Source organism: Kitasatospora phosalacinea, assembly GCF_000717185.1.
Lineage (GTDB): Bacteria > Actinomycetota > Actinomycetes > Streptomycetales > Streptomycetaceae > Kitasatospora > Kitasatospora phosalacinea_A.
This window is the reverse complement of record NZ_JNYE01000029.1, coordinates 35,060-60,218: the sequence shown is the minus strand read 5'-3', so window position 1 is coordinate 60,218 and position 25,159 is coordinate 35,060. Positions and strand designations below refer to the sequence as shown.

The following is a 25,159-nucleotide window of genomic DNA, read 5'->3' as shown; positions in this document are numbered from 1 at the left end:
TTCGGCGTGTTCTCGGTACTCGTGAACGGTATCACAAACTATTTGATGAGAGCTTTACCATGAACGTGTGGTACCTGTCACACGGAAGGCCCACGGGTGCCGCCGAACGGGTGCCGCCGAACGGCCCAGCCGGAGTTGACCCCCCGTCAGGGGCGCCGCTCGCCCCGCGGCCCGACCGCCGTCGCGCCGCTGCCCAGCCGCCCCAGCAGGGCCTTGTCCTCGGCCGACAGCTCGGCCATCGCGGGCACCTCCGCCCCGTCCTCGACGCCGCCCGCGGCGTCGTCCTCCCCGGCCGCCGCGTCCGACTCCTCGCCGTCCCGGTAGCGGGGCGGGACGAAGGACTGCACGGCCTTGGGCGCGCGCGGCTTGAAGCGCGGCATCAGCAGCACCGCGAGGCCGACCAGGCACAGGCCCGCCATCGCCAGGATCACCGTGCGGCCGGTGTTGGTGACCGACACCGCGACGGTGCCGAAGGCGATCAGCGCGGCCCAGAAGTACATGATCAGCACGGCCCGGCTGTGCGAGTGCCCGACCTCCAGCAGCCGGTGGTGCAGGTGCTGCTTGTCCGCGGCGAACGGCGACTTGCCCGCCCAGGTGCGGCGCACCACGGCCAGCAGCAGGTCGGCCAGCGGCAGCGCGATCACCGTCAGCGGCAGGAGCAGCGGGATGTAGATCGGCACCAGGGCGTGCACCGCGGTGGTCTGCGAACCGGTCTGCGCGGAGACCAGGTCGGGGTCGACGCGGCCGGTGATGGAGATCGCGGCGACGGCCAGCATCAGGCCGAGCATCATCGAGCCGGAGTCGCCCATGAAGATCCGGGCCGGGTGCAGGTTGTGCGGCAGGAAGCCCAGGCACATGCCGATCAGCACGGCGGTGAACAGCGCGGCGGGCGCGGCGTCGTTGATCCCGTAGCCGAGCCAGAGGCGGTACGAGTAGAGGAAGAAGGCCATCGCGGCGATGCAGACCATGCCCGCGGCCAGGCCGTCCAGGCCGTCGATGAAGTTCACCGCGTTGACCATGACGACCACCAGCACGACCGAGACGATCATGCCCTGGGTGGGCGTCGTGTAGACCGGGCCGTAGCCGGGCACCGGGATGGAGATCACCGTGACGCCCTGCCAGACCATGACGCCCGCGGCGATCATCTGGCCGCCGAGCTTCACCAGCGCGTCCACGCCCCACTTGTCGTCCAGGACGCCCAGCACGAACATGATCCCGGCCCCGGAGAGCAGCGCCTTGATGTCCGCGCTCTGCACGAACATCCGCCCCGTGCCCGAGAGTTGGGACGCGGCGAGCAGGCCGGCCAGCAGACCGCCGAACATCGCGATGCCGCCGAGCCGCGGGGTGGGCTCGCGGTGCACGTCGCGCGCGCGGACGGCGGGCATCGCCCCGGCCGCGATCGCGAACTTCCGCACGGGGCTGACCAGCAGGTAGGTCACCGCCGCGGAGACGAACATGACCAGCAGGTAGTCACGCACCACTGGCCTCCAGGATCGCGCTCGGACGGACGAGTACGCAGGGTACTCCCGCGCTGGTTCGGGGTTCGAGGTGCGTCGCCACGGAGCACACCTTATTGACTCCGACGCCGTGCCCCCGCATCGCGGTTCTCCCGAACGGCCACCGGGGCGGGCGGCCGCCCCCTCAGCCCCGCCCGGCGAACGCCCGGGCCAGCTCGCGCACCCGCTCCCGCACCGGCTCCACCGGCGCCCCGCCCAGCACCCGCCCCAGCAGGGCGCCGACCTCGGCGAGTTCCGCCTCCCCCATCCCCTGGGCCGCGCAGGCCCCGGTGCCCAGCCGGATCCCGGAGGTCTCGGTGGGCGGCGCCGGGTCGTACGGGAGGGCGCAGCGGCCGAGCATCAGCCCGGCGGCGGCGCACCGGCGCTCGGCCTCCACGCCGGTCAGGCCGAGCGGGGCGACCGAGGCGGTCACCAGGTGGGTGTCGGTGCCGCCGGTGAGCGGCGCCGCCCCGGCCGCGGCCAGTCCGGCGGCCAGCGCCCGGGCCCCGGAGACCGCCCGGCGGACGTAGCCGGTGTACGCGGGGGTGGCGGCCTGGGCCAGTGCCACCGCCTTGGCGGCCACCTCGTGCATCGCCGCCCCGCCCTGGCTGAACGGGAACACCGCCCGGTCGATCCGGTCGGCCAGGGCGGCGGTGCACAGCAGCAGGCCGCCGCGCGGGCCGCGCAGCAGCTTGTGGGTGGTGGCCACGGTGACGTCCGCGTACGGCACCGGGGAGGGGGCGGCACCGGCGGCGACCAGGCCCGCGGTCTGCCCGGCGGCGGCGATCAGGTAGGCGTCGACCTCGTCGGCGATCTCCCGGAAGGCGGCCCAGTCGACGTGCCGCGGGTAGGAGATGCCGCCCGCCACGATCGCCTTCGGGCGGTGCTCGCGGGCCAGTGCGCGGACCTGCTCCAGGTCGATCCGGCCGTCGTCGGCGCGCACCCCGTAGCCGTGGAAGCGGAACCAGCGGCCGGAGAAGTTGGCGCGGGAGCCGGCGCTGAGGTGGCCGCCGTGCTCCAGCGACATCGCGAGCACCGCGTCGTCCGGCCGGAGCAGGGCCGCGTAGGCCGCCAGCATCGCCGAAGTCCCGGAGCGGGGTTGGACGTTGGCGTGCGGGGCGGCGAAGAGTTCGCGGGCCCGGTCGATCGCCAGCAGCTCCACGGTGTCGGCGGGCGCGCAGCCGGTGTGGTGGCGGTGGCCGGGATAGCCCTCGGCGTACTTGTCGACCAGCGGGCCGGAGAGCGCGGCCAGCACGGCGGGGGTGGCCAGGTTCTCCCCGGCGAGCAGTTGCAGGCTCCCGGCCCGGCGTTCGTCCTCGGCGGTGAGCAGGTCGGCGATCAGCGGGTCGGCCGTGCGCAGGGCCTCGGCGGCCTCCCAGTGGGTGAGCGGGGCGTCGGCGACCGTCATGGTGCGGCTCCAGGCTGCGGTGCGGGCAGGTTCCCCCAGCGTAGGTCGGCCCCTGCCGCCCGGCCCGCCCGCGCGCGCGGGCTTGCGCCTTTCCGGTTGCCCCCACGGCCTGCGCACGCAGTCTTCACGAATCCCCCACGGAAACTTTAGTGGAGGGCGCTCAACTCAGCGGGCCACACCCGTCAGTGCGGTCACCACCGGGTCCAGCGCGTCGAATATCTCCTCGCCGCAGTTGCGGAACATGCCGATCGGGGCCCCGTAAGGGTCCCTCAGCTCGTCGAACTCGGGCGCGGAGGCCAGCAGCCAGCCCCGCAGGGCGGCGGCCGAGCGGACCAGTGCGCGGGCGCGTTCGGTCAGTCGCGCGCCGTCCCGCGGGTCCGGCAGGGTCCGCGGGTCGACCCTTTGCACCAGACGGGTGAACTCCTTGATGGTGAAGGTCCGCAGACCCGCCGCGTGCCCCATCGAGATGACCTGCGCCCGGTGGTCCAGGGTCGCGGTCAGCACCAGGTCGGCGTCGATCACGTGCTCGTCCAGCAGCTCGCGGCCCGCGAAGCCGGCGCTGTCCGCGCCATACTCGCCGAGCACCGTCGCCGCGTGCGCCTCCATCGGGGCCCCCTCGTGGCCCCACGTCCCGGCGCTCTCCACCACGATCCGGCGGCCGGTGCGCAGGCCCAGCCGGGAGTCGATCTCCAGCCGGGCCAGGCGTTCGGCGATCGGGGAGCGGCAGATGTTGCCGGTGCAGACGAACAGGATCCGGAAGGTGTCCAGCGGGAGCGGCCCCGGCTCCGTGAAGGGTGCCAGGGCGCTCCCCGCTCCGTACGACGGGGCGGCGGCGGTCAACTGCCGGCCTCCACGTCCGGAACGACCTCCCTCAGCTGCTCGACGCCGATCGCGCCCGCCCGCAGCACCACCGGCACCTTGCCGGTGACGTCGACGATGGTGGAGGGCGTGCCGTAGTCGGCCGTGCCGCCGTCCAGGTAGATCGACACCGCGTCGCCGAGCTGCGACTGGGCCTCGTCGCAGGTGGACGGGGACGGGCCGCCGGTCTTGTTGCCGGAGGAGACCGCGAGCGGGCCGGTGGCGTTCAGCAGCTCCAGGACGACCGGGTGCAGCGGCATCCGGACCGCGACGGTGCCCCGGGTCTCGCCCAGGTCCCAGCGCAGCGACGGCTGGTGGCGCGCCACCAGGGTCAGGCCGCCCGGCCAGAACGCGTCCACCAGCTCCCAGGCCTGCTCGGAGAAGTCGGTGACCAGCCCGTGCAGCGTGGTCGGCGACCCGACCAGCACCGGCGAGGGCATGTTCCGGCCCCGGCCCTTGGCGGCGAGCAGCGCGCCGACCGCCTCCGGCGAGAAGGCGTCCGCGGCGAGGCCGTACACGGTGTCGGTCGGCACCACCACCAGCTCCCCGCGGCGGATCGCCGTGGCGGCCTCACGCAGCCCGCTCGCGCGGTCCTGGGCGTCGGAGCAGTCGTATCGGCGGCTCATCGGAGCAATCCCCTTCCGGTGGTGTCAGTGGTACGTGCGGCGCGGCAGTGCCCTACGGCGAAACGCGCCTTGCCGTCGTGCTGTGCTCGGTGTTCACAACGAGACCCTTCGGGCCGTCGTGCTGTGCTCGATGTTCACAACGAGACCCTTCGGGCCGTCGTGCTGTGCTCGATGTTCACAACGAGACCCTTCGGGCTGTTGTGAAGCGCGGCCGGTTGTTCAGGTCCCGGTGGTCGGCGGCGTCCGTCCAGCCGCCCTCCTCGCGGAAGATCCACGGGACCTGCCCGCCCTGGGTGTCCGCGTGCTCGATCACCACCGCGCCGCCGGGCCGCAGCAGCCGGGCCGCGACGCGTTCGATGCCGCGGATGGTGTCCAGGCCGTCCTCGCCGGAGAACAGCGACATCTGCGGGTCGTGGTCGCGGGCCTCGGGGGCGACGTACTCCCACTCGGTGAGCGGGATGTACGGCGGGTTGCTGATCACCAGGTCGAAGCGGCCGTCCCAGCCGCGGTCGTCGGCGAAGGCCTGGGTGGCGTCGCCCTGGTGCAGGTGGACCCGGGCCCGGTCGGGGCTGGCCTCGACGTTGCGGCGGGTGTAGGCGATGGCGCCCTCGTCGAGTTCGAAGGCGTGCACGGTGGAGCGGGGCAGTTCCTGGGCGAGGGCCAGCGCGATCGCCCCGGAGCCGGTGCACAGGTCGACCACCAGCGGCTCGGCCACGTCCATCGCGCGGACCGCGTCTATCGCCCACTCGACCACCGACTCGGTCTCCGGCCGGGGGACGAACACCCCGGGGCCGACCTCCAGTTCGAGGTAGCGGAAGAACGCCCGTCCGGTGATGTGCTGCAGCGGCTCGCGCTGCTCGCGGCGGGAGACCGCCTCCCAGTACCGGGCGTCGAAGTCGCCGTCCGGCACGGTGTGCAGCTGGCTGCGCTTCACCCCGTGGATGTGCGCCGCCAGCTCCTCCGCGTCGAAGCGCGGCGAGGGCACGCCGGCCGCGGCCAGGCGCTGGGTGGCCTGGGCCACCTCGGCGAGCAGCAGGTTCATCCCTCGGGCCCCTTAGGCTCAGTTCTCCTGCGCGGCGGCCAGCTTGGCCGCGGCGTCGGCGTCCACGCAGGACTGGATGACGGCGTTGAGCTCCCCGTCCAGCACCTGGTCCAGGTTGTACGACTTGAAGCCGGTGCGGTGGTCGGAGATGCGGTTCTCCGGGAAGTTGTACGTCCGGATCCGCTCGGAGCGGTCCACGGTGCGGACCTGGCTGCGGCGGGCGTCGGACGCCTCCCGCTCGGCCTCCTCCTGCGCGGCGGCCAGCAGCCGCGAACGCAGGATGCGCATCGCCTGCTCCTTGTTCTGCAGCTGGCTCTTCTCGTTCTGGCAGGACGCCACGATACCGGTCGGCAGGTGGGTGATCCGGACCGCGGAGTCGGTGGTGTTCACCGACTGCCCGCCGGGGCCGGAGGAGCGGTAGACGTCGATCCGCAGGTCGTTGGCGTGGACCTCCACCTCGACCTCCTCGGCCTCCGGGGTGACCAGCACGCCCGCGGCGGAGGTGTGGATGCGGCCCTGCGACTCGGTCGCGGGCACCCGCTGCACCCGGTGCACGCCGCCCTCGTACTTCAGCCGGGCCCAGACGCCCTGCCCGGGCTCGGTGCTGCCGCGCGTCTTGACCGCGACCGAGACGTCCTTGTAGCCGCCGAGGTCGGACTCGTTGGCGTCGATGATCTCGGTCTTCCAGCCCAGCCGCTCGGCGTAGCGCAGGTACATCCGCAGCAGGTCGCCGGCGAACAGCGCGGACTCCTCGCCGCCCTCGCCCGCCTTGACCTCCAGGATGACGTCCTTGTCGTCGTTGGGGTCGCGCGGCACCAGCAGCAGCCGCAGCTCCTCGGTCAGCTCCTCCCGGCGGGCCTCGGACGCCTTCGCCTCGGCGATGAAGTCCGGGTCCTCGGCGGCGAGTTCGCGCGCGGCGGCGATGTCCTCGCCGGTCTGCCTCCAGGCCAGGTACGTCCGGGTGATCGGGGTCAGCTCGGCGTAGCGCTTGGCCAGCTTGCGGGCGTTCGCCTGGTCGGCGTGCACCGACGGGTCGGCCAGCCTCTTCTCGAGGTCGGCGTGCTCGACGAGGAGCTCTTCGACTGCCTCGAACATCGGTCTGTCCTACTTCCGTGAGTGTGCCGCGGGGTGCTGGAGGGGGGAGACGCGAACGGCGCCGGCCCGGACGCCACCGTGACGAGCACGGGGACGTCCGAGACCGGCGCCGTGGAAGCGCTAGGCCTTGCCGCCGGAGAGCTTCTTGCCGAAGCGGGCCTCGAAGCGGGCCACGCGGCCACCGGTGTCGAGGATCTTCTGCTTGCCGGTGTAGAACGGGTGGCAGTTCGAGCAGACCTCGGCGCGGATCTCGCCGCTGGTCTCGGTGGAGCGGGTGGTGAACTCGTTGCCACAGGTGCAGGTCACCTTGGTGAGCACGTACTCCGGGTGAACGTTGGACTTCAAGGGATTCTCCTAGCTGATCGGGAGGGCACCGGGTCGGCGGACTGGGCAGCCGCTCGTGAACCGGGACCGACGGACCAGTGTGCCAGCACTGCCCGCTTCTTCCCAAACCGGGAGGCGGATCCGACTATTCCGCTCCCCCGTCCACCGCGGTCGGCCGGGCCGAGCGGGCCGCGGAGGCCGACGCCCGGGCGGACGGGTCGGCCGACCGACCCGCCGACGGGCCCGCCGAGGGGTCGGCCTGCGCCGGGTTGGTCGGCTGCTCCGCGAGCACCGACTGCGGCACCGCCCCGTCGCCGCGCAGCGCCGCCCACAGCTGCTGGGCGTCCGGGTTCTTCGGCACCACCCGGTTGGGGTCGTTGACCGAGTACACCACCGGCAGGGTGACCATGGTGAGCTGGCCGGGGCCGATCTTCTTGATCGTCTGCGCCAGGCCGACCAGCGCGCCCACCGAGGCCAGGTCGGAGTCGGTGGTCAGCGAACTGGTCAGCTGGTCGCCGAGCTTCCACATCGCCACCGGGTTGGAGGCCAGGCCGAGCGAGCCGACCTGCCCGAGCATCGCCCGGACCATCTCCTGCTGCAGCTCGATCCGGCCCAGGTCGCTGCCGTCGCCGATGCCGTGCCTGGTCCGGACGAAGGCCAGCGCCTGCTCCCCGCCCAGGTGGTGGTCGCCCGGGTCCAGGTGCAGTCCGCTGTCCGCGTCGTCGATCGCGACCGTGGTGGTGACGTCCACCCCGCCGATCGCGTCGATCATCGCGGCGAACCCGGCGAAGTCCACCTCGACGAAGTGGTCCATCCGCATCCCGGTGAGCTGCTCGGCGGTCTTCACCGCGCAGGCCGGGCCGCCGACCTCGTACGCGGAGTTGAACATCGCGCTGCGGGCGGCCGCGACCTGCTTGCCGCCGGTGCCGGTGCAGGCCGGACGGGACACCAGGGTGTCGCGCGGTACGGAGACCACCGAGGCGGCGGTGTGCGCCTGGTTGACGTGCACCACCATCGCGGTGTCCGAGCGGGCGGTGTCGCCGGTCTCGCCGCCCGCCAGGCTCCCGTTGGCGCCGGAGCGCGAGTCGGAGCCCAGCACCAGCACGTTGAACGCCCCGCCGGTGGAGGCGGGCGGCCGGGCGGTGCCCAGCTGGCCGGAGATGTCGACGCTGCGGATGTTCCCGTTCAGCTTCCAGTAGGCGAGCCCGCCCAGCCCGGCGGCGACCAGGACGACGCCGGCCAGGGCGAACAGTGCGATCCGCAGCCTGCGGCGGCGCGGGGGGCGGCGTTCGGTGTTCTCGGCCATATCGCCTCTTTTCGCCCTCAGTGCGACCTTTCGAGCATAAGTGACACGCCGGAACGGTGATCGGTTTCCGGGCGGGGCCCGGCCCCGGGGCCCGCCCGCGGCCCCGGGGCGGCGGGCGCCCGGAACGGCGGAGACCCCGCCCCGCCTGGACGGCGGTGCGGGGTCTCCGGTGCGGTCGCGGCCGGGGTCAGTCGCCCGAACCCGGGGTGTTCTTCGCGATCTGCATCAGGAACTCGGCGTTCGACTTGGTCTGCTTCATCTTGTCCAGCAGCAGCTCGATCGCCTGCTGCGAGTCCAGCGCGTGCAGGACCCGGCGGAGCTTCCAGGTGATGGCCAGCTCCTCGTGGCCGAGCAGGATCTCCTCCTTGCGGGTGCCGGAGGCGTCCACGTCGACGGAGGGGAAGATGCGCTTGTCCGAGAGCTTCCGGTCGAGCTTGAGCTCCATGTTGCCGGTGCCCTTGAACTCCTCGAAGATCACCTCGTCCATCCGGGAGCCGGTGTCGACCAGCGCGGTGGCGAGGATGGTCAGCGAGCCGCCGTTCTCGATGTTGCGCGCGGCGCCGAAGAACTTCTTCGGCGGGTACAGCGCGGTCGAGTCGACACCACCGGACAGGATGCGGCCGGAGGCGGGCGCGGCCAGGTTGTAGGCGCGGCCCAGGCGGGTGATGGAGTCCAGCAGGATCACCACGTCGTGGCCCAGCTCCACCAGGCGCTTGGCGCGCTCGATGGCGAGCTCGGCGACGGTGGTGTGGTCCTCGGCCGGGCGGTCGAAGGTCGAGGAGATGACCTCGCCCTTCACCGACCGCTGCATGTCGGTGACCTCTTCCGGACGCTCGTCCACCAGGACGACCATCAGGTGGCACTCGGGGTTGTTGTGGGTGATCGCGTTGGCGATCGCCTGCATGATCATGGTCTTGCCGGTCTTCGGCGGGGCCACGATCAGACCGCGCTGGCCCTTGCCGATCGGCGACACCAGGTCGATGATCCGGGTGGTCAGCACGCCCGGGTCGGTCTCCAGGCGCAGCCGCTCCTGCGGGTACAGCGGGGTCAGCTTGCCGAACTCGGGGCGGCCGCGGCCGCTGTCCGGGTCCATGCCGTTGACGGAGTCCAGCCGCACCATGGCGTTGAACTTCTCGCGGCGCTCGCCGTCCTTGGGCTGGCGGACCGCGCCGGTGATGGCGTCGCCCTTGCGCAGGCCGTGCTTGCGGACCTGGGCCAGCGAGACGTAGACGTCGTTCTGGCCGGGCAGGTAGCCCGAGGTCCGGACGAAGGCGTAGTTGTCGAGGATGTCCAGGATGCCCGCGACGGGGATCAGGACGTCGTCGTCGCTCAGCGGGACCTCGGGGCCGCCGGTGCCCTCGAAGCCGTCGCGGCGGCGGCCCCGGCGGTCGCGGTAGCGGCCGCGGCGGCCGCGGCGGCCGTCGTCGCCGAACTCGTCGTCGTAACCGCCCTGCTGCTGGTGGGCGTTGCCGCCGCCCTGCTGCTGGGAGCCGCCCTGCTGCTGGTTCTGCTGGCGGCCCTGGCCGCCGTCCTGCTGCTGGCGGTCGCCGCCCTGCTGCCGGTCGGTGCGGTCGCGCTCGCGGCGGTTGCGGCGGTCCCGGCGGGACTCGCGCACCTCGCCGTCGCCCTCGGCCGCGGGGGCCTCGGTGCGCTCGGTGCGCTCGCGGCGGTCCCGGCGCTCGCGGCGCTCGGCGCGGGCCTCGCCCTCGGCGGCGGCCGGGCGCTGCGCCTCGGCCTTGGCCTCGGCGGGGGCCTGCTCGGTCGCGGTGGCCGCGGCGGCGGCGGCCGCCTCGGCGGTCGGGGCGCCGGCCGCGGCGGTGGCCCGGCGGCGCGGGCGCTCGGCCCGGGCGGTGGCGGCCGCGGTCTCGGCGGCGGCCTGCACCGGGATCTCGATCTGCGCCTGCGGCTCGGTGGCGACGGCGGCACGGGTGCGGCGGGCCGCCCGCGGCGAAGCCGCCGGTTCGCCCTGCTCCTCGGCCGGGGCGGCCTCGGCGGCGGGCGCGGCGGCGGCCTTGGCGGCCTTCTTCGCGGCCGGAGCGGCGGCGCCGGGGGCGCCCGCGAGCAGCGGGTCCCCGCCGCTCTTCTCCTTGATGGCCTCGATCAGCTGGCTCTTGCGCAGCCGCCCGGTGCCGCTGATCCCGAGGGACGAGGCGAGCTTCTGGAGCTCGGCCAGCACCAGGCCGTCCAGGCCGGCGGCGGCGGTACGACGGCGTCGCGCCGGAGCCGCCGGGGCGGCCGCGTCCGACGCCTCGGCGTCCGGGCGCGCGCCCATCAGATCGGTGGTGTCGCTCACTAAGGGTCCTTCCCTGGAGCGGACGTCGGCCTGTCTGGCACGGCGACCGGTTGTGCTGTCCTGTCCAGTGGCTCTTTGCACTGGTCAGGGGCTGGATTCCCGTGGAAGGCTGGTCCTTCCGGGGAGCTGCGAAGTGCGGTGCACTGTGGTGCGAAGCGGCGCGGACGGCCGGTTCTGGTGCCGACCTCGCTGCGCCTTGTTGATACCCGGGCCCCCGTCGCGCGGCGGCACTGCGGGCCCCAGCCCGGCCGAGCCTCAGTGCGGAGGCTGGGGGTGGGAGTCCGGTGCCGTCACGGCTTCGGGACGGGCCGCAATCGCGCAGGCAGGCTGCGTACGCGCTGTGGCGAGCTCCCGGAGAATCGTGTTCCCGAGCTTCCGGCCCCCGTGCGGACGGGGGAACGGGATCGGGATGCGTCGCACCGGCGCCCGGAGGGCATCTGGTGCAGCAATGAGGTTAACACTACCTACCCCCTGACACATTCCCCAGCCCTTTGGTTGTCAATCGTGTCCGTCTCACATGTCGAGCGGCAGCACGGTGGCGCCGGTGCGGTCCAGCTCCAGCCGGTGCGACGCGAACTGCTCGCCCGCGAAGTCCATCACCTTGCCGACGTGCGCCTCGTCGGTGAGCGCGAGCACGGTCGGTCCGGCGCCCGAGATGACGGCGGGGACGCCCTCGGCGCGCAGCGCGGCGACCAGGGCGGCGCTGTCCGGCATCGCGGAGGCCCGGTAGTCCTGGTGCAGGCGGTCCTCGGTGGCGGTGAGCAGCAGCTCGGGGCGGCGGGTGAGCGCCTCGACCAGCAGGGCGGCGCGGCCCGCGTTGAGCGCGGCGTCGGCCAGCGGCACGGTCCTGGGGAGCAGGCCGCGGGCGGTCTCGGTGAGCACCTCGGTGGACGGGATGAACACGACCGGCACGACCCGGTCGGAGGGGTCCAGGGTGATGGTGCGGGCGCCGCCGTCCTCGGTCCAGGCGACGGTGAAGTTGCCGCGCAGGCAGGCCGCGACGTTGTCGGGGTGGCCCTCCAGCTCGGAGGCGAGGGCCAGCAGCGCGTCGTCGCCGAGCGCGGAGGCGCCGCCGATGGTGACGGCGCGGGCGGCGACGATGCCGGCGCAGATCGCGGCGGACGAGGAGCCCAGGCCGCGGCCGTGCGGTATCCGGTTGGCGCAGACCACTTCGAGGCCGCGGGGCTGGCCGCCGAGCCGGTCGAAGGCGGCGCGCATCGAGCGGACCACCAGGTGGCGCTCGTCGCGGGCGAGGTTCCCGGCGCCCTCCCCGGCGATGTCCACGGTCAGGCCGGAGTCGGCGACCCGGACCACCACGTCGTCGTAGAGCCCCAGGGCGAGGCCGAAGGCGTCGAAGCCGGGGCCGAGGTTGGCGCTGGTCGCGGGGACGCGGACCCGGACGGCGGCGGCGCGGAACGCGGGACCGGCCATGCGGTGGACACACTCCTGAAAAGGTGGGGGATCTCAGGCCCGGATCCATCCGGACGACGGGGCCTGCGGCGGTACGGACGGCGGGGTCTCGGAAGGGGCGCGCAGCACGGCGCGGCCCGCCGGGGTCAAGCGTATCGAAGAGAGGTTCCGGAGCGGTACACCCCGCTCGGCTTCGATCTTCCGTGTTGCTGCAAGCAGCGGAAAAGCGCCGGTGGGTTGACCGGAAAGCGGCGGCGAGCGGCCGGCCCGGAGGGGGCCGGCCGCTCGCCGGGTCGACGCTCGGTCGAGCGGCGTCAGTCGAGCAGGCCGAGGCGGCGGGCGGCCGTCTCCGGGTCGATCGGGACGACCTGGGGCTGCGGCGCGCCGGCCACCGCCCAGTCCGGGTCCTTGAGGCCGTTGCCGGTGACGGTGCAGACGATCCGCTGCCCGGGGTCGACCAGGCCGGCCTCGGCCTTGGCCAGCAGGCCGGCCACCGAGGCGGCGGAGGCGGGCTCCACGAAGACGCCCTCCTGCGCGGCCAGCAGGCGGTAGGCGGCCAGGATCTGGCGGTCCGTCACCTTGTCGATGAGGCCGCCGGAGTCGTCCCGGGCGGCGAGCGCGTAGTCCCAGGAGGCCGGGTTGCCGATCCGGATCGCGGTGGCGATGGTCTGCGGCTTGAGCACCGGGGCGCCGTCCACGATCGGGGCCGAGCCGGACGCCTGGAAGCCCCACATCCGGGGGGTGCGGGTGGCCAGGCCGTCCGCCGCGTACTCGCGGTAGCCCTTCCAGTAGGCGGTGATGTTGCCCGCGTTGCCGACCGGGAGGACGTGGACGTCCGGGGCGTCGCCGAGCATGTCGACGATCTCGAAGGCGGCGGTCTTCTGGCCCTCGATGCGCACCGGGTTGACCGAGTTGACCAGCGCCACCGGGTACTTCTCGGAGAGCTCGCGGGCCAGCGTCAGGCAGTCGTCGAAGTTGCCGTCGACCTGGAGGATCTTGGCGCCGTGCACCAGCGCCTGGCCCATCTTGCCGAGCGCGATCTTGCCCTGCGGGACGAGCACGGCGGAGACCATCCCGGCCCGCACCGCGTAGGCGGCGGCGGAGGCCGAGGTGTTGCCGGTGGACGCGCAGATGACGGCCTGGGCGCCGTCCTCCTTGGCCTTGGAGATGGCCATGGTCATCCCGCGGTCCTTGAAGGAGCCGGTCGGGTTGGCGCCCTCGACCTTGAGGTAGACGTCGCAGCCGGTGCGCTCGGAGAGCACCTGGGCGGGGACGAGCGGCGTGCCGCCCTCCAGCAGGGTCACCACGGGGGTGGAGTCGGAGACCGGGAGGCGGTCGCGGTACTCCTCGATGAGGCCGCGCCACTGGTGGGTGTGGCTGCCTCGGGCAATCACGGCGTTCATTGGCTTTCCTTATTCCCCTTCGACCCGCATGATGCTGGCCACGTCGCGCACGCTGTCCAGTGCGCGGAGCTTGTCGACCGTCGCCGACAGGGCGGCGTCGGTGGCGCGGTGGGTCACCACGACGAGCGCGGCGTCGCCGTCGCGGCCCTGCTGGCGGACGGTGTCGATGGACACGCCGTGCTCGGCGAAGACCGAGGCGACCTGGGCGAGCACGCCCGCGCGGTCGTCCACGTCCAGGCTGACGTGGTAGCGGGTGACCACCTCGTCCATCGGCTTGGCGGGCAGCGCCGCGTACACCGAGTCGCCCGGGCCGGTGGTGCCGACCAGCTTGTTGCGGCAGACCGCGACCAGGTCGCCGAGGACCGCGGAGGCGGTCGGCGAGCCGCCCGCGCCGGGGCCGTAGAACATCAGCCGGCCGGCCGCCTCGGCCTCCACGAAGACCGCGTTGTACGCCTCGCGGACCGAGGCCAGCGGGTGGCTGAGCGGGATCATCGCCGGGTGGACCCGGGCGGTGACCGAGGCGCCGTCGGCGGCGCGCTCGCAGATCGCCAGCAGCTTGACCACGCAGCCCATCTGCTTGGCGGAGGCGATGTCGGCGGCGGTGACCTCGGTGATGCCCTCGCGGTAGACGTCCGCGGCGGTGACCTTGGTGTGGAAGGCGATCCCGGCCAGGATGGCGGCCTTGGCGGCGGCGTCGAAGCCCTCCACGTCGGCGGTCGGGTCGGCCTCGGCGTAGCCCAGCGCGGTGGCCTCCTCCAGCGCCTCGGAGTACCCGGCGCCGGTGGAGTCCATCTTGTCGAGGATGAAGTTGGTGGTGCCGTTGACGATGCCCAGCACCCGGTTCACCTTGTCGCCCGCCAGCGACTCGCGCAGCGGCCGCAGCAGCGGGATCGCCCCGGCGACGGCGGCCTCGTAGTAGAGGTCGACGCCGGCCGCGGCGGCCGCCTCGTGCAGCTCGGCGCCGTCCTTGGCGAGCAGCGCCTTGTTGGCGGAGACGACCGAGGCGCCGCCCGCGAAGGCTTTCAGGATCAGCGACTTGGACGGTTCGATGCCGCCCACGACCTCGACCACCACGTCGACGTCGTCCCGGCTGACCAGGGTCTCGGCGTCGGTGGTGAGCAGGTGGTCGGGCACCCCCGGGCGGGAGCGGCCGGCCCGCCGGACCGCGATGCCCGCGAGCTCGACCGGGGCGCCGATGCGCGCGGCGAGGTCGTCGGCCGTCGTCGTCATGATGCGCGCCACCTCGGAGCCCACCACACCACAGCCCAGCAACGCCACCTTCAGCGGGCGCGTACGCATCATCCGACTCCGCTCTGCATTCTTCGGTCCCCGCCGGGGTGTTCCGTCGCCCCCGGGGGCTTGTCTGTCGTCACCAGTCTCCGGGACTTTCCGCACAGATCTACGGCTGGTCCACGTTCTGAGACGAAAATTTCGTCAGCCGATATCGAGCCGCAGGAGATCCTCCTCCGTCTCGCGGCGGACGATCACCCGGGCCGATCCGTCCGCGACGGCCAGCACGGGGGGCTTGAGGGCGTGGTTGTAGTTGCTCGCCATCGAGCGGCAGTAGGCGCCGGTCGCGGGCACCGCGATCAGGTCGCCGGGGGCCAGGTCGGCGGGCAGGAAGGCGTCCTTGACCACGATGTCGCCGGACTCGCAGTGCTTGCCGACCACCCGGACCAGCATCGGCCCGGCCTCGCTGGTGCGGGAGACCAGCGCCACCGAGTACTCGGCGTCGTACAGCGCGGTGCGGATGTTGTCGGACATGCCGCCGTCCACGCTGACGTAGGTGCGCAGGCCCTCCAGCGCCTTGACGGTGCCGACCTCGTACAGCGTGAACGCGGTCGGGCCGACGATCGCCCGGCCGGGCTCGACCGAGATCCGGGGCGGCGTCAACTCGGCGGCGGCGCACTCGCGTCGGACGATCTCGCTGAGCGAGGCGGCGATCTCGGCGGGCTCGCGCGGGTCGTCCTCGGCGGTGTAGGCGATGCCCAGGCCGCCGCCCAGGTCGACCTCCGGCAGCTCGACGCCGTGCTCGTCGCGGACCTCGGCCAGCAGGCCCACCACCCGGCGGGCGGCGACCTCGAAACCGGCGAAGTCGAAGATCTGCGAGCCGATGTGCGAGTGGATGCCGCGCAGCTCCAGGGAGGGCTCGGCGAGCACCCGGCGGACCGCCTCGGCGGCCAGGCCGCCGGAGAGCGAGAGGCCGAACTTCTGGTCCTCGTGCGCGGTGGCGATGAACTCGTGGGTGTGCGCCTCGACGCCGACGGTGACCCGGATCAGCACCGGCTGCCGGACGCCCTGCGCCCCGGCGACCTCCGCCAGGCGGGCGATCTCCTGGAAGGAGTCGACCACGACGTGGCCGACCCCGGCCTTCACGGCCTGCTCCAGCTCCTGCACCGACTTGTTGTTGCCGTGCAGCGCGATCCGCTCCCCCGGCATCCCGGCCGCCAGCGCCACGTGCAGCTCGCCCGAGGAGCACACGTCGACGTTCAGGCCCTCCTCGTGCAGCCAGCGCACCACGGCCTTGGACAGGAACGCCTTGCCCGCGTAGTACACGTCGGCGCTGTCGCCGAAGGCCTCCCGCCAGGCCCGGGCCCGGGCGCGGAAGTCGGCCTCGTCCATCACGTACGCGGGGGTGCCGAACTCGGCCGCCAGGGTGCGCACGTCGACGCCGCCGACGGTGACGACGCCCTCGGCGTCGCGGCCGACGGTGCGCGACCAGACCTTGGGGTCCAGGGCGTTCAGGTCGGCCGGCGGGGCCTGGTAGTGGCCCTCGGGCAGCACGTCGCCGTGACGGGGGCCGGCGGGGTGGGCGGAACGACTCATCTTCGAAACTTTCCTCGACCTATGGCGAGGGGCGGCCACCGGTCGCCGTCGACCGGTCGCCGCCCCCTGCTGTGCTGCGCTTCGGGGGTCTGGTGCTTTACATCCGCTCGGGCGCCGAGACGCCGAGCAGGTGGAGGCCGTTGGCCAGCGTCGTTCGCGTGGCGTCGGCCAGCCAGAGGCGGGCGTGCGTGAGGTCGGTGACCTCCTCGTCGCCCTTCGGCAGGATCTGGCAGTTGTCGTAGAAGCGGTGGTAGGCGCGGGCCAGTTTCTCCAGGTACGTGGCCACGTGGTGCGGCTCGCGCAGCTCGCCGGCCTTGGCCAGCACCCGCGGGAACTCGCCGAGCTGGCCGAGCAGGTCGTTCTCCCACTCGGTGCTCAGCAGCTCCGGCGCGAAGTCCGCGCTGCGGGCGATGCCCTTCTCCGCGGCGTTGCGCTGCACGGAGCACATCCGGGCGTGCGCGTACTGCACGTAGAAGACCGGGTTCTCGGCGGTCTGGCTGGTGACCACGTCGATGTCGATGGTGATGGTGGAGTCGGTGGACTGCCGCACCAGCATGTAGCGGGCCGCGTCCACGCCGATCCAGTCGACCACGTCGTCGATCGTGATGATGTTGCCCGCGCGCTTGGAGAGCCGGACCTCCTTGCCGTCGCGCAGCATCTTCACGAACTGGCCGATCATCACCTCGATGTTGCGGTCCATGTCGTCGCCCGCGCAGGCCGCGATGGCCTTCAGCCGGTTGACGTAGCCGTGGTGGTCCGCGCCGAGCATGTAGACCGAGACCTCCGCGCCGCGGTCCCGCTTGCTCAGGTAGTAGGCGGCGTCGGCGGCGAAGTAGGTGGTCTCGCCGTCGGCCTTGATCAGGACGCGGTCCTTGTCGTCGCCGAAGTCGGTGGTGCGCAGCCAGATCGCGCCGTCCCGGTCGAAGACGTGGCCCTGCTCGCGCAGCCGCTCGATGGCCTTCTCGACGGCGCCGGAGTCGTGCAGCGTCTGCTCGGAGAACCAGGTGTCGAAGTGCACGCCGAACTCGGCCATCGAGCGCTGGATCTCGGCGACCATCAGCTTGAGGCCCTCGGTGCGGAACACCCGGAGCTGCTCGTCCGCGGGCAGGTCGAGCAGGCCGGGGACGCCGTCGGTGACGGCCTTGGCGATGTCGGAGATGTACTCGCCGACGTAGCCGTCCTCGGGGGCGGGCTGCCCGTTGGCGGCGGCCCGGAGCGACGTGGCGAACTTGGTGATCTGCACGCCCGCGTCGTTCAGGTAGTACTCGGTCGACACCTCGGCGCCGGTCGCCTTCAGCACCCGGGCCAGCGAGTCGCCGACCGCGGCCCAGCGGACGCCGCCGATGTGGATCGGGCCGGTCGGGTTCGCCGAGACGAACTCCAGGTTGATCTTCAGGCCCTTGAGCGCCTCGTTGCGGCCGTACGCCTCGCCGGCCTCGACGATGGTGCGCGCCAGCTCGCCCTGGGTGGCGGCGTCCAGCGTGATGTTCAGGAAGCCTGGACCGGCGATGTCGACCTTCGCGACGCCGGTGATCCCTCGCAGGCGGGCGGCCAGGACCTCCGCGACGGCTCGCGGCGGCTTGCCGGCCGGCTTCGCGAGCTGGAGGGCCACGTTGGTGGCGTAGTCGCCGTGGTCCCTGTTCTTGGGCCGCTCGACCGTGACGTGCTCGGGCACGTCGACGGTCAGCTCGCCGGCCTGGGCGGCGGCGAGGACTGCGGCCTGGACTGCCTGGGAGAGTTCTGCGGGTGTCACGGTGCCAAGCCTAGGCGAGAGGGGGCACCCGGCCGCCACCCGGTTTGCCCGCGGCGGCGCGCGTCGCCCCTCCGGGCGTGCTTCGTGTCGTCGGACGTCGGTGCTGGCGGGCACATCTCACGGGCGCGGGTCGTCCGGCCGGACGAGTTCCTGCGACCGTTCGCTCAGGGCTGAATCACCGGGGGTTTGCCGGTCGCCCCGCGGGGCCTCCGGGAGCGGGCTGCCGAAGTCGTAGGCGAAGCGCCGCCCGGCCGGAGCGGGCCGGGCCGCCGACCGCTCCCGCAGCCGCCGCACCAGCGCGACCAGCTCCGCCGGGTCGAAGGGCTTGGCCAGGTAGCCGTCCACCCCCACCGACTCCCCGCGCTCCAGGTCGGCCGGCGTGCAGGCGCTCACGATCGCGATCGGCAGGTGCGCGGTCTCCCGCGCGGCCCGCAGCCGGGCCGCCGTCCGCAGCCCGTCCAGCCGGGGCATCACCACGTCCAGGGTCACCACGTCCGGCGCGACCCGGCGAACCACCTCCAGGCACTCGGCACCGTCGGCGGCGGTCACCACCTCGAAGCCCTCCAGCTCCAGGTTGACCCTGATCAGTTGGCGGATCACCTCGCTGTCGTCCACCACGAGGACCCGCCCCGACGTCGCCGCCACCTCACCGAGGGTAGCCGCGGCCCGCCCCCCGCGTCCGGCCTTTCGGCTACTTGCCGGTCACCCCCTGACGGCCCGTCGGGGCGGCCCCGGCCCGAGTCGTCGGACGGGTCGGCGGACGGGCCGCGGACGGGTCGGCGGGGCCTCGCGGAAACCCTTGCACGGAGCACGGAGTTTCCCTGGTAGTGTTTTCCCCGTCAGGCCGGGCGACGCCGCGAGGTCAAGCCCAGGCCCCCGTAGCTCAGGGGATAGAGCACCGCCCTCCGGAGGCGGGTGCGTAGGTTCGAATCCTACCGGGGGCACTTCGCAGGAAGTGCGTGTGACAGAGGCTCAGATCCGTCGGGATCTGGGCCTTTCCCGCGTTCCGGGGGGGTGTCAGGGGCGGGCGCTACGGTCCGGGCATGGTGATCAGACCTTCCAGCGCATGGCGCGAAGACGTGGCGGCGGAGGCGCGCGAGGTGGCGGCGGGCCGTATGGAGCCCGGGGAGGCCTTCCTGGCGGAGCTCTTCCCGGAGGCGCTGCTGACCGCCACGGATGCCGTCCTCCAGGGGTTCGAGACCGACGTGCGGGGGCTGGCGGGGGCGTCGGACGAGCAGGTCATGGCGGTGGTCGAGCGGGTGGTGCTCGCGCTGAACGCCGTCAACGAGTCGTTCGACGGGGCCGCCTACGAGACCGGCGAGCGGGAGCAGCTCTGCGAGTACCTCGACCGGGTGCTGGTGGACGGGGGCGTCGACGTTCCGGCGCTCGCGGGGCGCCTCGGCATCGACCGCTACGAGATCACGGACGAGTGGCGCGACTGGTGACGGGGGCCCGGGTCCGCCGGGGGGCGGACCCCTGCCGCGTTCCGGGGCGGGCCGCGGGGTGTGGCAGGGTACCGGGGTGATGATCTCTCCCGAACAGGCCCGACTGGTCTCCGGGGCGTCCGCCCCGATCCTGCTGCTGGGCGGTGCGCCGGTGCACGACGCGCTGCCGGTGCTGCGGGTGGTGGACGGGGCGGTGCCCGGGCTGGCGGGGTGGTCGGTCTTCGCCCGGTTGACGATGTGCGTGCTGGACGGGCCCGGCGACGCGGGGTGCCTCTTCCCGACCCTCGGCGGGTCCTTCGGCACCGACGGGGTCGCCCAGTGGTGCGACGAGGTCGAGCGGGCCGGGGGTGCGCTCGTGGTCTCGCTGCCCGACGCCGCGGAGCTGGCCGGGCCGGTCGACTGGCCCGCCCTGCTGGACGGCGGTTCGCGCGGCGGGTTCGCCCCGGCGGCAGGCTGACGGCGCAGTGGGGCGGCGGGCGCGGGGACCCGTCGGGCACACGGGTGGTGCGGGTCCGGGGGCCGCTGCGCAGCCCGGACCGGCTCGTCCCCGGGCCGGCGGGCCGTGGCCTCAGCTCGCGTCGGCGAGGAGCTCGGCGACGGTGTGGTCGAAGAGGGCGCTGTAGGAGGTGTCGTCGGTGGCGCCGCCCTGCTGGTAGCCGCCGATGACGCCGATGACCTCGCCGGTGGCGGCGTCGACGAAGGGGCCGCCGCTGGTGCCGCCGGGGAAGGCGGGGCAGTCGATGCGGCGCTGGTAGGTGTCCTGGCGGCTGGTGGCGTTGGTGCAGACGACGGGGAGTTCGGTGCGGGCGGGGTAGCCGTAGAGGCGGGCCCGGACGGTCCAGGCGGCGTGGGTGCCGAGGGGGTTGCCGCCGAGGGCGTCCTCGATCTGGCGGCCGGCGTTGGGGGCGACGGTGAGGATCGCGAAGTCCTCGTCGGGGTCGTGGTCGGTGCGCCAGCCGTCCGCGGTGTGGACCTCGGTGACCTGCCAGGTTCCGTACGGGGCCTGGCCGTTGCGGTAGCCGGGGACGAAGGTGGTGCCGTTCGCGCCGGACAGGCAGTGGGCGGCGGTGAGGATCAGGTTGCGGCCGGGGCTGTCGATGACGCTGGCGGTGCAGAAGTGGTGGCCGGGGCCGACCGGGCCGGAGAACAGGGCGCCGACCCGGCGGGATTCGGCGTTGTCGGGGGCGGTGGTGGTGACGCCGAGCGGGACGTCGGGCGGCGGTGCGGTGGGCGGGGCCTGCAGGGTGGGGCCGGTGGCGGGGCCGTCCTGCAGTGCGGCGGCGGCGGGGGCGCCGGGCGAGGGGGTGGGGGAAGGGAGGAGGGCCGCGGTGGGGGCCGGGGCGATGCTGTCGTTGCCGGGCCGTCCGGCGTCCTGCAGGTGGACGGTGAGCAGGCCCGCGGCCGCCATCACCCCGACGGCGCCGACGGCGAGGAAGGAGGTGAGGGTGACCGGCCGCAGTGCGCGGCGCTGCTCCCGCCCGGTGTGTCGTCCCATTCGATGCCCCGTTCCCGCCGCTCCTGGTCGTGGGGGTGCCCGCGCCGCGGTTCCGGTGCGGGCACCTGTCGCACACCGCTTGCCCCGACCGTCCGCCGTCGAACGGGGGGACCCGTCACGACTTTCCGGGAGGCCCGGGGGGTCCGGCGGCGTGCAGCACAGCAGCGTCCCACGGCGGGGGGCGGGCGGCCGGGTGCGACACCCGGCCGCCCGCCGTCCGGGCCCGCCCGGCCCGGGCCGGGGTTCAGACCGCGGCGCGGGCCGCGGCGGCGGCGTCCTCGCCCGCGGCCTCGCCGGGGGCGGGGCGGTGGTTGATCATCAGGAAGGCGATGACCGCGGCGGCCAGCAGGATGGCCATCGCGACGGTGGTGGCGACGGCGTAGCCGTGCACCGCGCCCTGGGCCTGGACCACCGGGTCGGTGGGGTTGCGGGCGGCCAGGTAGGTGGCGGTGACGCTGGCGGCGATGGTGTTGAGCAGGGCGGTGCCGATCGAACCGCCGACCTGCTGGGCGCTGTTGATGATGGCGGAGGCGGCGCCGGTCTCCTGCGGGGCGACGCCCAGGGTGGCCAGGCTCATGGTGGGCATGAAGACCAGGCCCATGCCGAAGCCGAGCAGCAGTTCGGCGGGCAGCACCATGGTGGTGTAGGGGCTGTCGACCTTGATCTGGGTGAGCCAGGCCATGCCTCCGGCGCCGAGCAGCAGGCCGGGGACGACCAGGTTGCGGGTCGGGATGCGGGTCATCAGCCGGGAGGCGATGCCCGCGGCGCTGACCACGATGGCGGCGGTCATCGGCAGGAAGGAGACGCCGGCCTTGATCGGCGAGTAGCCCTTGATCACCTGTAGGTAGTAGGTGAGGAAGAGGAACAGGCCGAACATGCCGATGACGGCGAGCCCGACGGAGAGCGCGCCGCCGGCCCGGTTGCGTTCGCCGATCAGGTGCATCGGCAGCAGCGCGTGCTCGGTGCGGCGCTCGACCAGGGCGAAGACCGCGAGCAGGGCGACGCCGCCGCAGAGCGCGGTGAGCACCAGCCAGTCGTCCCAGCCGCGGGAGACCGCCTCGGAGGTGCCGTACACGATGGCCAGCAGGCCGCCGCAGCCGAGCACCGCGCCGGGCAGGTCGAGCCGGACCCGGCGGGAGCGGTCGATGTGGTCGCGGACCAGCAGGTAGTACGCGGCGATGCCGGTGACGATCGCGATCGGGATGTTGACGTACAGGCACCAGCGCCAGGACAGGTACTCGGTGAGCAGTCCGCCGGTGATCAGGCCGATCGCCGCGCCGCCGCCGGCCAGGGCGCCGAAGATGCCGAAGGCGGTGGCGCGTTCGCGCGGGTCGCGGAAGGTGACGGAGAGCAGGGAGAGCGCGGACGGGGCGAGCAGGGCCCCGAAGGCGCCCTGGAGGGCGCGGGCGGCGAAGAGCGTGCCGCCGGTGGTGGCGAAACCGCCGATGCCGGAGGCGAGGGCGAAGCCGAGCAGGCCGACCAGGAAGGTCCGCTTGCGGCCGAAGAGGTCGCCGATCCGGCCGCCGAGCAGCAACAGGCCGCCGAAGGCCAGCGTGTAGGCGGTGATCACCCACTGCCGGTTGGCGTCGGAGATGTCGAGCGCCTTCTGCGCGGACGGGAGGGCGATGTTCACGATCGTCGCGTCGAGGACGATCATCAGCTGGGCGATGGCGATGACCGCCAGGGCCCACCAGCGGCGCGGGTCCGGGGCGGGGGTCTCGGGGGCTTGCTGGGGTGTCACCGTGGGGCCGCCTTCCGCCGATCGGGAGTGGGGCAGGGCGCGTACGGCGCTCTTCCCAGGGAAACCCCCGAGCGGGACGGCGGCAAGGCGAATTGTCCGGTTTGTCAGTATGTGGGACGGCGTTCCCGGGTGCCCGGCCGCATCGGCCACCCGGGACGCGGGCGTCCGGCTACAGCGCGCTCAGCTCGGTGACCAGGTCGTCCAGGCCCAGCGAGCCCTGGGACAGCGCCGCCATGTGCCAGCTCTTGAGGTCGAACTCCTCGCCGCGCGCCTCGGCCGCCGCCCGGGCCGCGGCCCGTCCGCGCAGCCAGGCCCGCTCGCCGAGCTTGTAGCCGATCGCCTGGCCGGGCAGGCCGAGGTAGCGCACCAGTTCGCTGTCCAGGAAGTCCGCGGACAGGCCGCAGTAGGCGCCGAAGAACGCGCGGGCGCGCTCGGGCGTCATCGCCTCGCCGGGGGCGAACGGGGAGTCGGCCGGGAAGTCCAGCTCGGCGTGCATGCCGATGTCGACGATCACCCGCAGCGCCCGCATCATCTGGGCGTTCAGGTAGCCGAGGCGGTGGCCCGGGTCGGTGAGGTAGCCGAGCTCGTCCATCAGGCGCTCGGCGTACAGCGCCCAGCCCTCCATGTTGGCGCTGACCCCGCCCAGGGTGACCTGGTAGGTGGAGAGCCGGTCGGCCACGTACGTCCACTGGGCGAGCTGCAGGTGGTGGCCCGGGACGCCCTCGTGGTACCAGGTGGAGACCAGGTCCCACTCCGGGAACGCCTCCCGGCCCAGGGTCGGCAGCCAGGTCCGGCCGGGGCGGGAGAAGTCCAGCGAGGGCTGGGTGTAGTACGGGGCGGCGGCGCTGCCGGGCGGGGCGATCCGCGACTCGACCTTGAGCAGCGGCTCGGCCAGGTCGAAGTGCACGCCCTGCAGGTCGGCGATCGCCCGGTCCATCAGGTCCTGGAGGTACTCCTGCACGGCCTGCTCGCCGCGGATCGCCGGGCCGTCGGTCTCCAGCCACTTCATCGCCTGCATCGGGGTGCTGCCCGGACGGACCTTCTCCGCCTCGGCCCGCATCTGCGCGTCCAGGTCGTGGAACTGCTCCCAGGCCCAGCGGTACGCCTCGTCCAGGTCGAGCTCGGCGCCCGTCCAGGACCGCACCCAGCGGGTGTAGCGCTCGCGGCCGACCGCGTCGGGGGTGCCCTTCGCGGCGGTGGCGTACACGTCGCGCATCCAGTCGCGCAGTTCGGCGAGCGCGGCGGTGGCCTCGACCGCGGTGGCGGTCAGCTGCTCGCGCAGGTGCTCGGGGGCGGCGGCGACCAGGTCGCCGAACCAGCCGCCGGGCCGCTCGCCCCCGATCCACTCGCCGAACTGGCCGACCACCGTCTCCACCTGGCGCGGCGCCGACAGCAGTCCGCGCCGGACGCCCTCCTCCAGGCGCTGCCGGTACTGGGCCATCGCCAGCGGGAAGCGGGCCAGTCGGCGGCCCAGCCGCTGCCAGTCCTCGTCGCTGTCGGTGGGCAGCAGGGTGAACATCTCGCGGGTGTCGTGCACCGGCGAACCCAGGTTCCGGACGCTGCGGTAGCCCTCGCCCGCGTCGTGGACGGCCAGGTCGGCGGTCAGCCGCTCGCGCAGCAGCCGGGCGCAGCGGCGCTCGGCCTCGTCCTCGACCGGGCCCGACGCCTCCAGCTCGTCCAGGGCGGCGAGGGTGCGGCGGGCCAGGTCGGCGGTGGCTTCGATGCCCTCGGGCGACAGGTCGGTGAGCCGGTCGTCCTCCGGGTTGAGGCCGAGGTACACCGCGATCAGCGGGTCGGCGTCGGCGAGCGCGTGGACGTAGGAGTCGGCGAGGCGGCGCGGGGTGGGGCCGCTCGGGTGAGGAACGTTCAGTTCATGAGCCATTCGGCCATCCTGTCGCAGCCGCAGGCGAATTCAACCCCCTGTCCGCTGTCGGTGTCGTCACCCCCTCGCGGGCACGAGACGGCGGGCGCTGCGCCACGGGTCCCAGGTCGGGCGGCCGCGGGTGACCGGGTGGAACGCCAGGCCGATCAGCACCGCGCAGAAGTGCCCGAGGTCGGTGAACGTGTGCGAGGCCAGCAGCGGCACCAGGTAGAAACCGACCAGCCCGCACCCGTACACCCAGCGCCACGCCCCGGCCAGCCGGTACGTCAGCACGCCCTCCACCCCGGCCAGCGCGTACGACACGCCGACGTCCACCGTGGTCGACATGTTCTGCGGCAGCACCTGGTGGTGGACGCCCCAGGCGACCACGCCCTCGCTGACGAAGGTGGCCAGCACGTGCGCGGTCAGCGCGACCGTCAGCCAGCGGCGGGTGCCGAGCCAGCGCTCGGCGGGCACGTGGAAGACGTGGAACACCACGGCGTAGAAGAGGAAGTTCGCCTGCTCGGTCCAGATCAGGCTGGCCAGCAGGGCGTGCACCGGGTGCGAGGAGAGCTGGTCGAGGTTGGTGGAACGCTGCTGCAGGAAGTAGTCCAGCGCCGCCGGGTCCATCCGCGCCACCACGAAGCTCGTGCCCGCCAGCAGCAGCAGCCACACGTACGTCCCCGGGGACCTCCCGACCCACCGCCCCACCGCCCGCGCCCACCGCACCGGCCGCTCCTCGCCGCGACTCACCCGACACCTGCCCACAGTCTGCGG

21 protein-coding genes and 1 tRNA gene are annotated in these 25,159 nt (G+C 73.5%); 3 read left to right on the top strand and 19 right to left on the bottom strand.

The window, feature by feature from the left end:
* Positions 1–146: 146 nt before the first annotated feature.
* The 15 genes from OO57_RS15235 to OO57_RS15165 form a co-directional block, all read right to left on the bottom strand.
* Positions 147–1,478: an MraY family glycosyltransferase gene (locus tag OO57_RS15235; protein WP_033253013.1), complete on the bottom strand. Its 1,332-nt coding sequence runs from the start codon at positions 1,476–1,478 to the stop codon at positions 147–149.
* 163 nt (positions 1,479–1,641) lie between these two features.
* A complete protein-coding gene (glyA, locus tag OO57_RS15230) occupies positions 1,642–2,904 on the bottom strand; it encodes a serine hydroxymethyltransferase (RefSeq protein WP_033252981.1) in 1,263 nt (420 codons plus the stop codon).
* 165 nt (positions 2,905–3,069) lie between these two features.
* A complete protein-coding gene (locus OO57_RS15225) occupies positions 3,070–3,744 on the bottom strand; it encodes a protein-tyrosine-phosphatase (protein WP_418909887.1) in 675 nt (224 codons plus the stop codon).
* Positions 3,741–4,388: an L-threonylcarbamoyladenylate synthase gene (locus OO57_RS15220; protein WP_033252980.1), complete on the bottom strand. Its 648-nt coding sequence runs from the start codon at positions 4,386–4,388 to the stop codon at positions 3,741–3,743. Before OO57_RS15220 ends, OO57_RS15225 begins: the two co-directional genes overlap by 4 nt.
* Before the next feature lie 175 nt (positions 4,389–4,563).
* Entirely contained in the window at positions 4,564–5,430 is an 867-nt protein-coding gene (prmC, locus tag OO57_RS15215; protein WP_033252979.1) for a peptide chain release factor N(5)-glutamine methyltransferase, read from the bottom strand.
* An 18-nt stretch (positions 5,431–5,448) separates the two neighbouring features.
* On the bottom strand, positions 5,449–6,525 hold the full coding sequence (prfA, locus tag OO57_RS15210; protein ID WP_033252978.1) for a peptide chain release factor 1: 1,077 nt from the start codon (positions 6,523–6,525) through the stop codon (positions 5,449–5,451).
* 120 nt (positions 6,526–6,645) lie between these two features.
* Positions 6,646–6,870, bottom strand: a complete 225-nt coding sequence (rpmE, locus tag OO57_RS15205; protein WP_033214688.1) for a 50S ribosomal protein L31 — start codon at positions 6,868–6,870, stop codon at positions 6,646–6,648.
* A 124-nt stretch (positions 6,871–6,994) separates the two neighbouring features.
* On the bottom strand, positions 6,995–8,155 hold the full coding sequence (locus OO57_RS15200) for an LCP family protein (RefSeq protein ID WP_051777657.1): 1,161 nt from the start codon (positions 8,153–8,155) through the stop codon (positions 6,995–6,997).
* 187 nt (positions 8,156–8,342) lie between these two features.
* Positions 8,343–10,448, bottom strand: a complete 2,106-nt coding sequence (rho, locus tag OO57_RS15195) for a transcription termination factor Rho (protein WP_033252977.1) — start codon at positions 10,446–10,448, stop codon at positions 8,343–8,345.
* Between the two features lie 513 nt (positions 10,449–10,961).
* On the bottom strand, positions 10,962–11,879 hold the full coding sequence (gene thrB / locus OO57_RS15190; RefSeq protein ID WP_033252976.1) for a homoserine kinase: 918 nt from the start codon (positions 11,877–11,879) through the stop codon (positions 10,962–10,964).
* 293 nt (positions 11,880–12,172) lie between these two features.
* Positions 12,173–13,261 (bottom strand): threonine synthase, encoded by a 1,089-nt coding sequence (thrC, locus tag OO57_RS15185; RefSeq protein WP_033252975.1) that lies wholly within the window; start codon positions 13,259–13,261, stop codon positions 12,173–12,175.
* 9 nt (positions 13,262–13,270) lie between these two features.
* On the bottom strand, positions 13,271–14,563 hold the full coding sequence (locus OO57_RS15180) for a homoserine dehydrogenase (RefSeq protein WP_033252974.1): 1,293 nt from the start codon (positions 14,561–14,563) through the stop codon (positions 13,271–13,273).
* A gap of 132 nt (positions 14,564–14,695) precedes the next feature.
* Positions 14,696–16,087: a diaminopimelate decarboxylase gene (gene lysA, locus OO57_RS15175; RefSeq protein WP_033252973.1), complete on the bottom strand. Its 1,392-nt coding sequence runs from the start codon at positions 16,085–16,087 to the stop codon at positions 14,696–14,698.
* A 97-nt stretch (positions 16,088–16,184) separates the two neighbouring features.
* Positions 16,185–17,840 (bottom strand): arginine--tRNA ligase, encoded by a 1,656-nt coding sequence (gene argS, locus OO57_RS15170; protein ID WP_033252972.1) that lies wholly within the window; start codon positions 17,838–17,840, stop codon positions 16,185–16,187.
* A 117-nt stretch (positions 17,841–17,957) separates the two neighbouring features.
* The gene (locus tag OO57_RS15165) at positions 17,958–18,485 is read right to left on the bottom strand and encodes a response regulator (RefSeq protein WP_081973694.1); all 528 of its coding nucleotides are present in this window, start codon (positions 18,483–18,485) and stop codon (positions 17,958–17,960) included.
* A 227-nt stretch (positions 18,486–18,712) separates the two neighbouring features.
* On the opposite strand from OO57_RS15165, the gene OO57_RS15160 reads away from it, so the two are divergent.
* The 3 genes from OO57_RS15160 to OO57_RS15150 all read left to right on the top strand — a co-directional run bounded on the left by OO57_RS15160 (position 18,713) and on the right by OO57_RS15150 (position 19,742).
* Positions 18,713–18,784: transfer RNA gene (locus OO57_RS15160), tRNA-Arg, on the top strand.
* 99 nt (positions 18,785–18,883) lie between these two features.
* Positions 18,884–19,285, top strand: a complete 402-nt coding sequence (locus tag OO57_RS15155; protein WP_033252971.1) for a hypothetical protein — start codon at positions 18,884–18,886, stop codon at positions 19,283–19,285.
* A gap of 79 nt (positions 19,286–19,364) precedes the next feature.
* Complete coding sequence (locus tag OO57_RS15150; RefSeq protein WP_051777656.1) at positions 19,365–19,742, top strand: hypothetical protein; 378 nt, start codon at positions 19,365–19,367, stop codon at positions 19,740–19,742.
* Positions 19,743–19,853: 111 nt separating this feature from the next.
* Here the strand turns inward: OO57_RS15150 and OO57_RS15145 are convergent, their stop codons facing one another.
* The 4 genes from OO57_RS15145 to OO57_RS15130 all read right to left on the bottom strand — a co-directional run bounded on the left by OO57_RS15145 (position 19,854) and on the right by OO57_RS15130 (position 25,111).
* On the bottom strand, positions 19,854–20,780 hold the full coding sequence (locus OO57_RS15145; RefSeq protein WP_051777654.1) for a trypsin-like serine peptidase: 927 nt from the start codon (positions 20,778–20,780) through the stop codon (positions 19,854–19,856).
* Positions 20,781–21,024: 244 nt separating this feature from the next.
* Positions 21,025–22,521 (bottom strand): MFS transporter, encoded by a 1,497-nt coding sequence (locus tag OO57_RS15140; RefSeq protein ID WP_051777652.1) that lies wholly within the window; start codon positions 22,519–22,521, stop codon positions 21,025–21,027.
* A gap of 169 nt (positions 22,522–22,690) precedes the next feature.
* Positions 22,691–24,403 carry a DUF885 domain-containing protein gene (locus tag OO57_RS15135; RefSeq protein ID WP_033252969.1) on the bottom strand — a complete coding sequence of 571 codons (1,713 nt, stop codon included), beginning with the start codon at positions 24,401–24,403 and terminating at the stop codon, positions 22,691–22,693.
* Positions 24,404–24,460: 57 nt separating this feature from the next.
* On the bottom strand, positions 24,461–25,111 hold the full coding sequence (locus OO57_RS15130) for a rhomboid-like protein (RefSeq protein ID WP_033252968.1): 651 nt from the start codon (positions 25,109–25,111) through the stop codon (positions 24,461–24,463).
* Between the last annotated feature and the right edge of the window lie 48 nt (positions 25,112–25,159).

Bases quoted from the DNA above. Each gene is read 5' to 3' on its own strand.
- glyA (WP_033252981.1), bottom strand. From the start codon at position 2,904: ATGACGGTCGCCGACGCCCCGCTCACCCACTGGGAGGCCGCCGAGGCC.
- OO57_RS15220 (WP_033252980.1), bottom strand. From the start codon at position 4,388: ATGAGCCGCCGATACGACTGCTCCGACGCCCAGGACCGCGCGAGCGGG.
- prmC (WP_033252979.1), bottom strand. From the start codon at position 5,430: ATGAACCTGCTGCTCGCCGAGGTGGCCCAGGCCACCCAGCGCCTGGCC.
- prfA (WP_033252978.1), bottom strand. From the start codon at position 6,525: ATGTTCGAGGCAGTCGAAGAGCTCCTCGTCGAGCACGCCGACCTCGAG.
- OO57_RS15200 (WP_051777657.1), bottom strand. From the start codon at position 8,155: ATGGCCGAGAACACCGAACGCCGCCCCCCGCGCCGCCGCAGGCTGCGG.
- thrB (WP_033252976.1), bottom strand. From the start codon at position 11,879: ATGGCCGGTCCCGCGTTCCGCGCCGCCGCCGTCCGGGTCCGCGTCCCC.
- thrC (WP_033252975.1), bottom strand. From the start codon at position 13,261: ATGAACGCCGTGATTGCCCGAGGCAGCCACACCCACCAGTGGCGCGGC.
- OO57_RS15180 (WP_033252974.1), bottom strand. From the start codon at position 14,563: ATGATGCGTACGCGCCCGCTGAAGGTGGCGTTGCTGGGCTGTGGTGTG.
- lysA (WP_033252973.1), bottom strand. From the start codon at position 16,087: ATGAGTCGTTCCGCCCACCCCGCCGGCCCCCGTCACGGCGACGTGCTG.
- OO57_RS15155 (WP_033252971.1), top strand. From the start codon at position 18,884: ATGGTGATCAGACCTTCCAGCGCATGGCGCGAAGACGTGGCGGCGGAG.
- OO57_RS15150 (WP_051777656.1), top strand. From the start codon at position 19,365: ATGATCTCTCCCGAACAGGCCCGACTGGTCTCCGGGGCGTCCGCCCCG.
- OO57_RS15145 (WP_051777654.1), bottom strand. From the start codon at position 20,780: ATGGGACGACACACCGGGCGGGAGCAGCGCCGCGCACTGCGGCCGGTC.
- OO57_RS15135 (WP_033252969.1), bottom strand. From the start codon at position 24,403: ATGGCTCATGAACTGAACGTTCCTCACCCGAGCGGCCCCACCCCGCGC.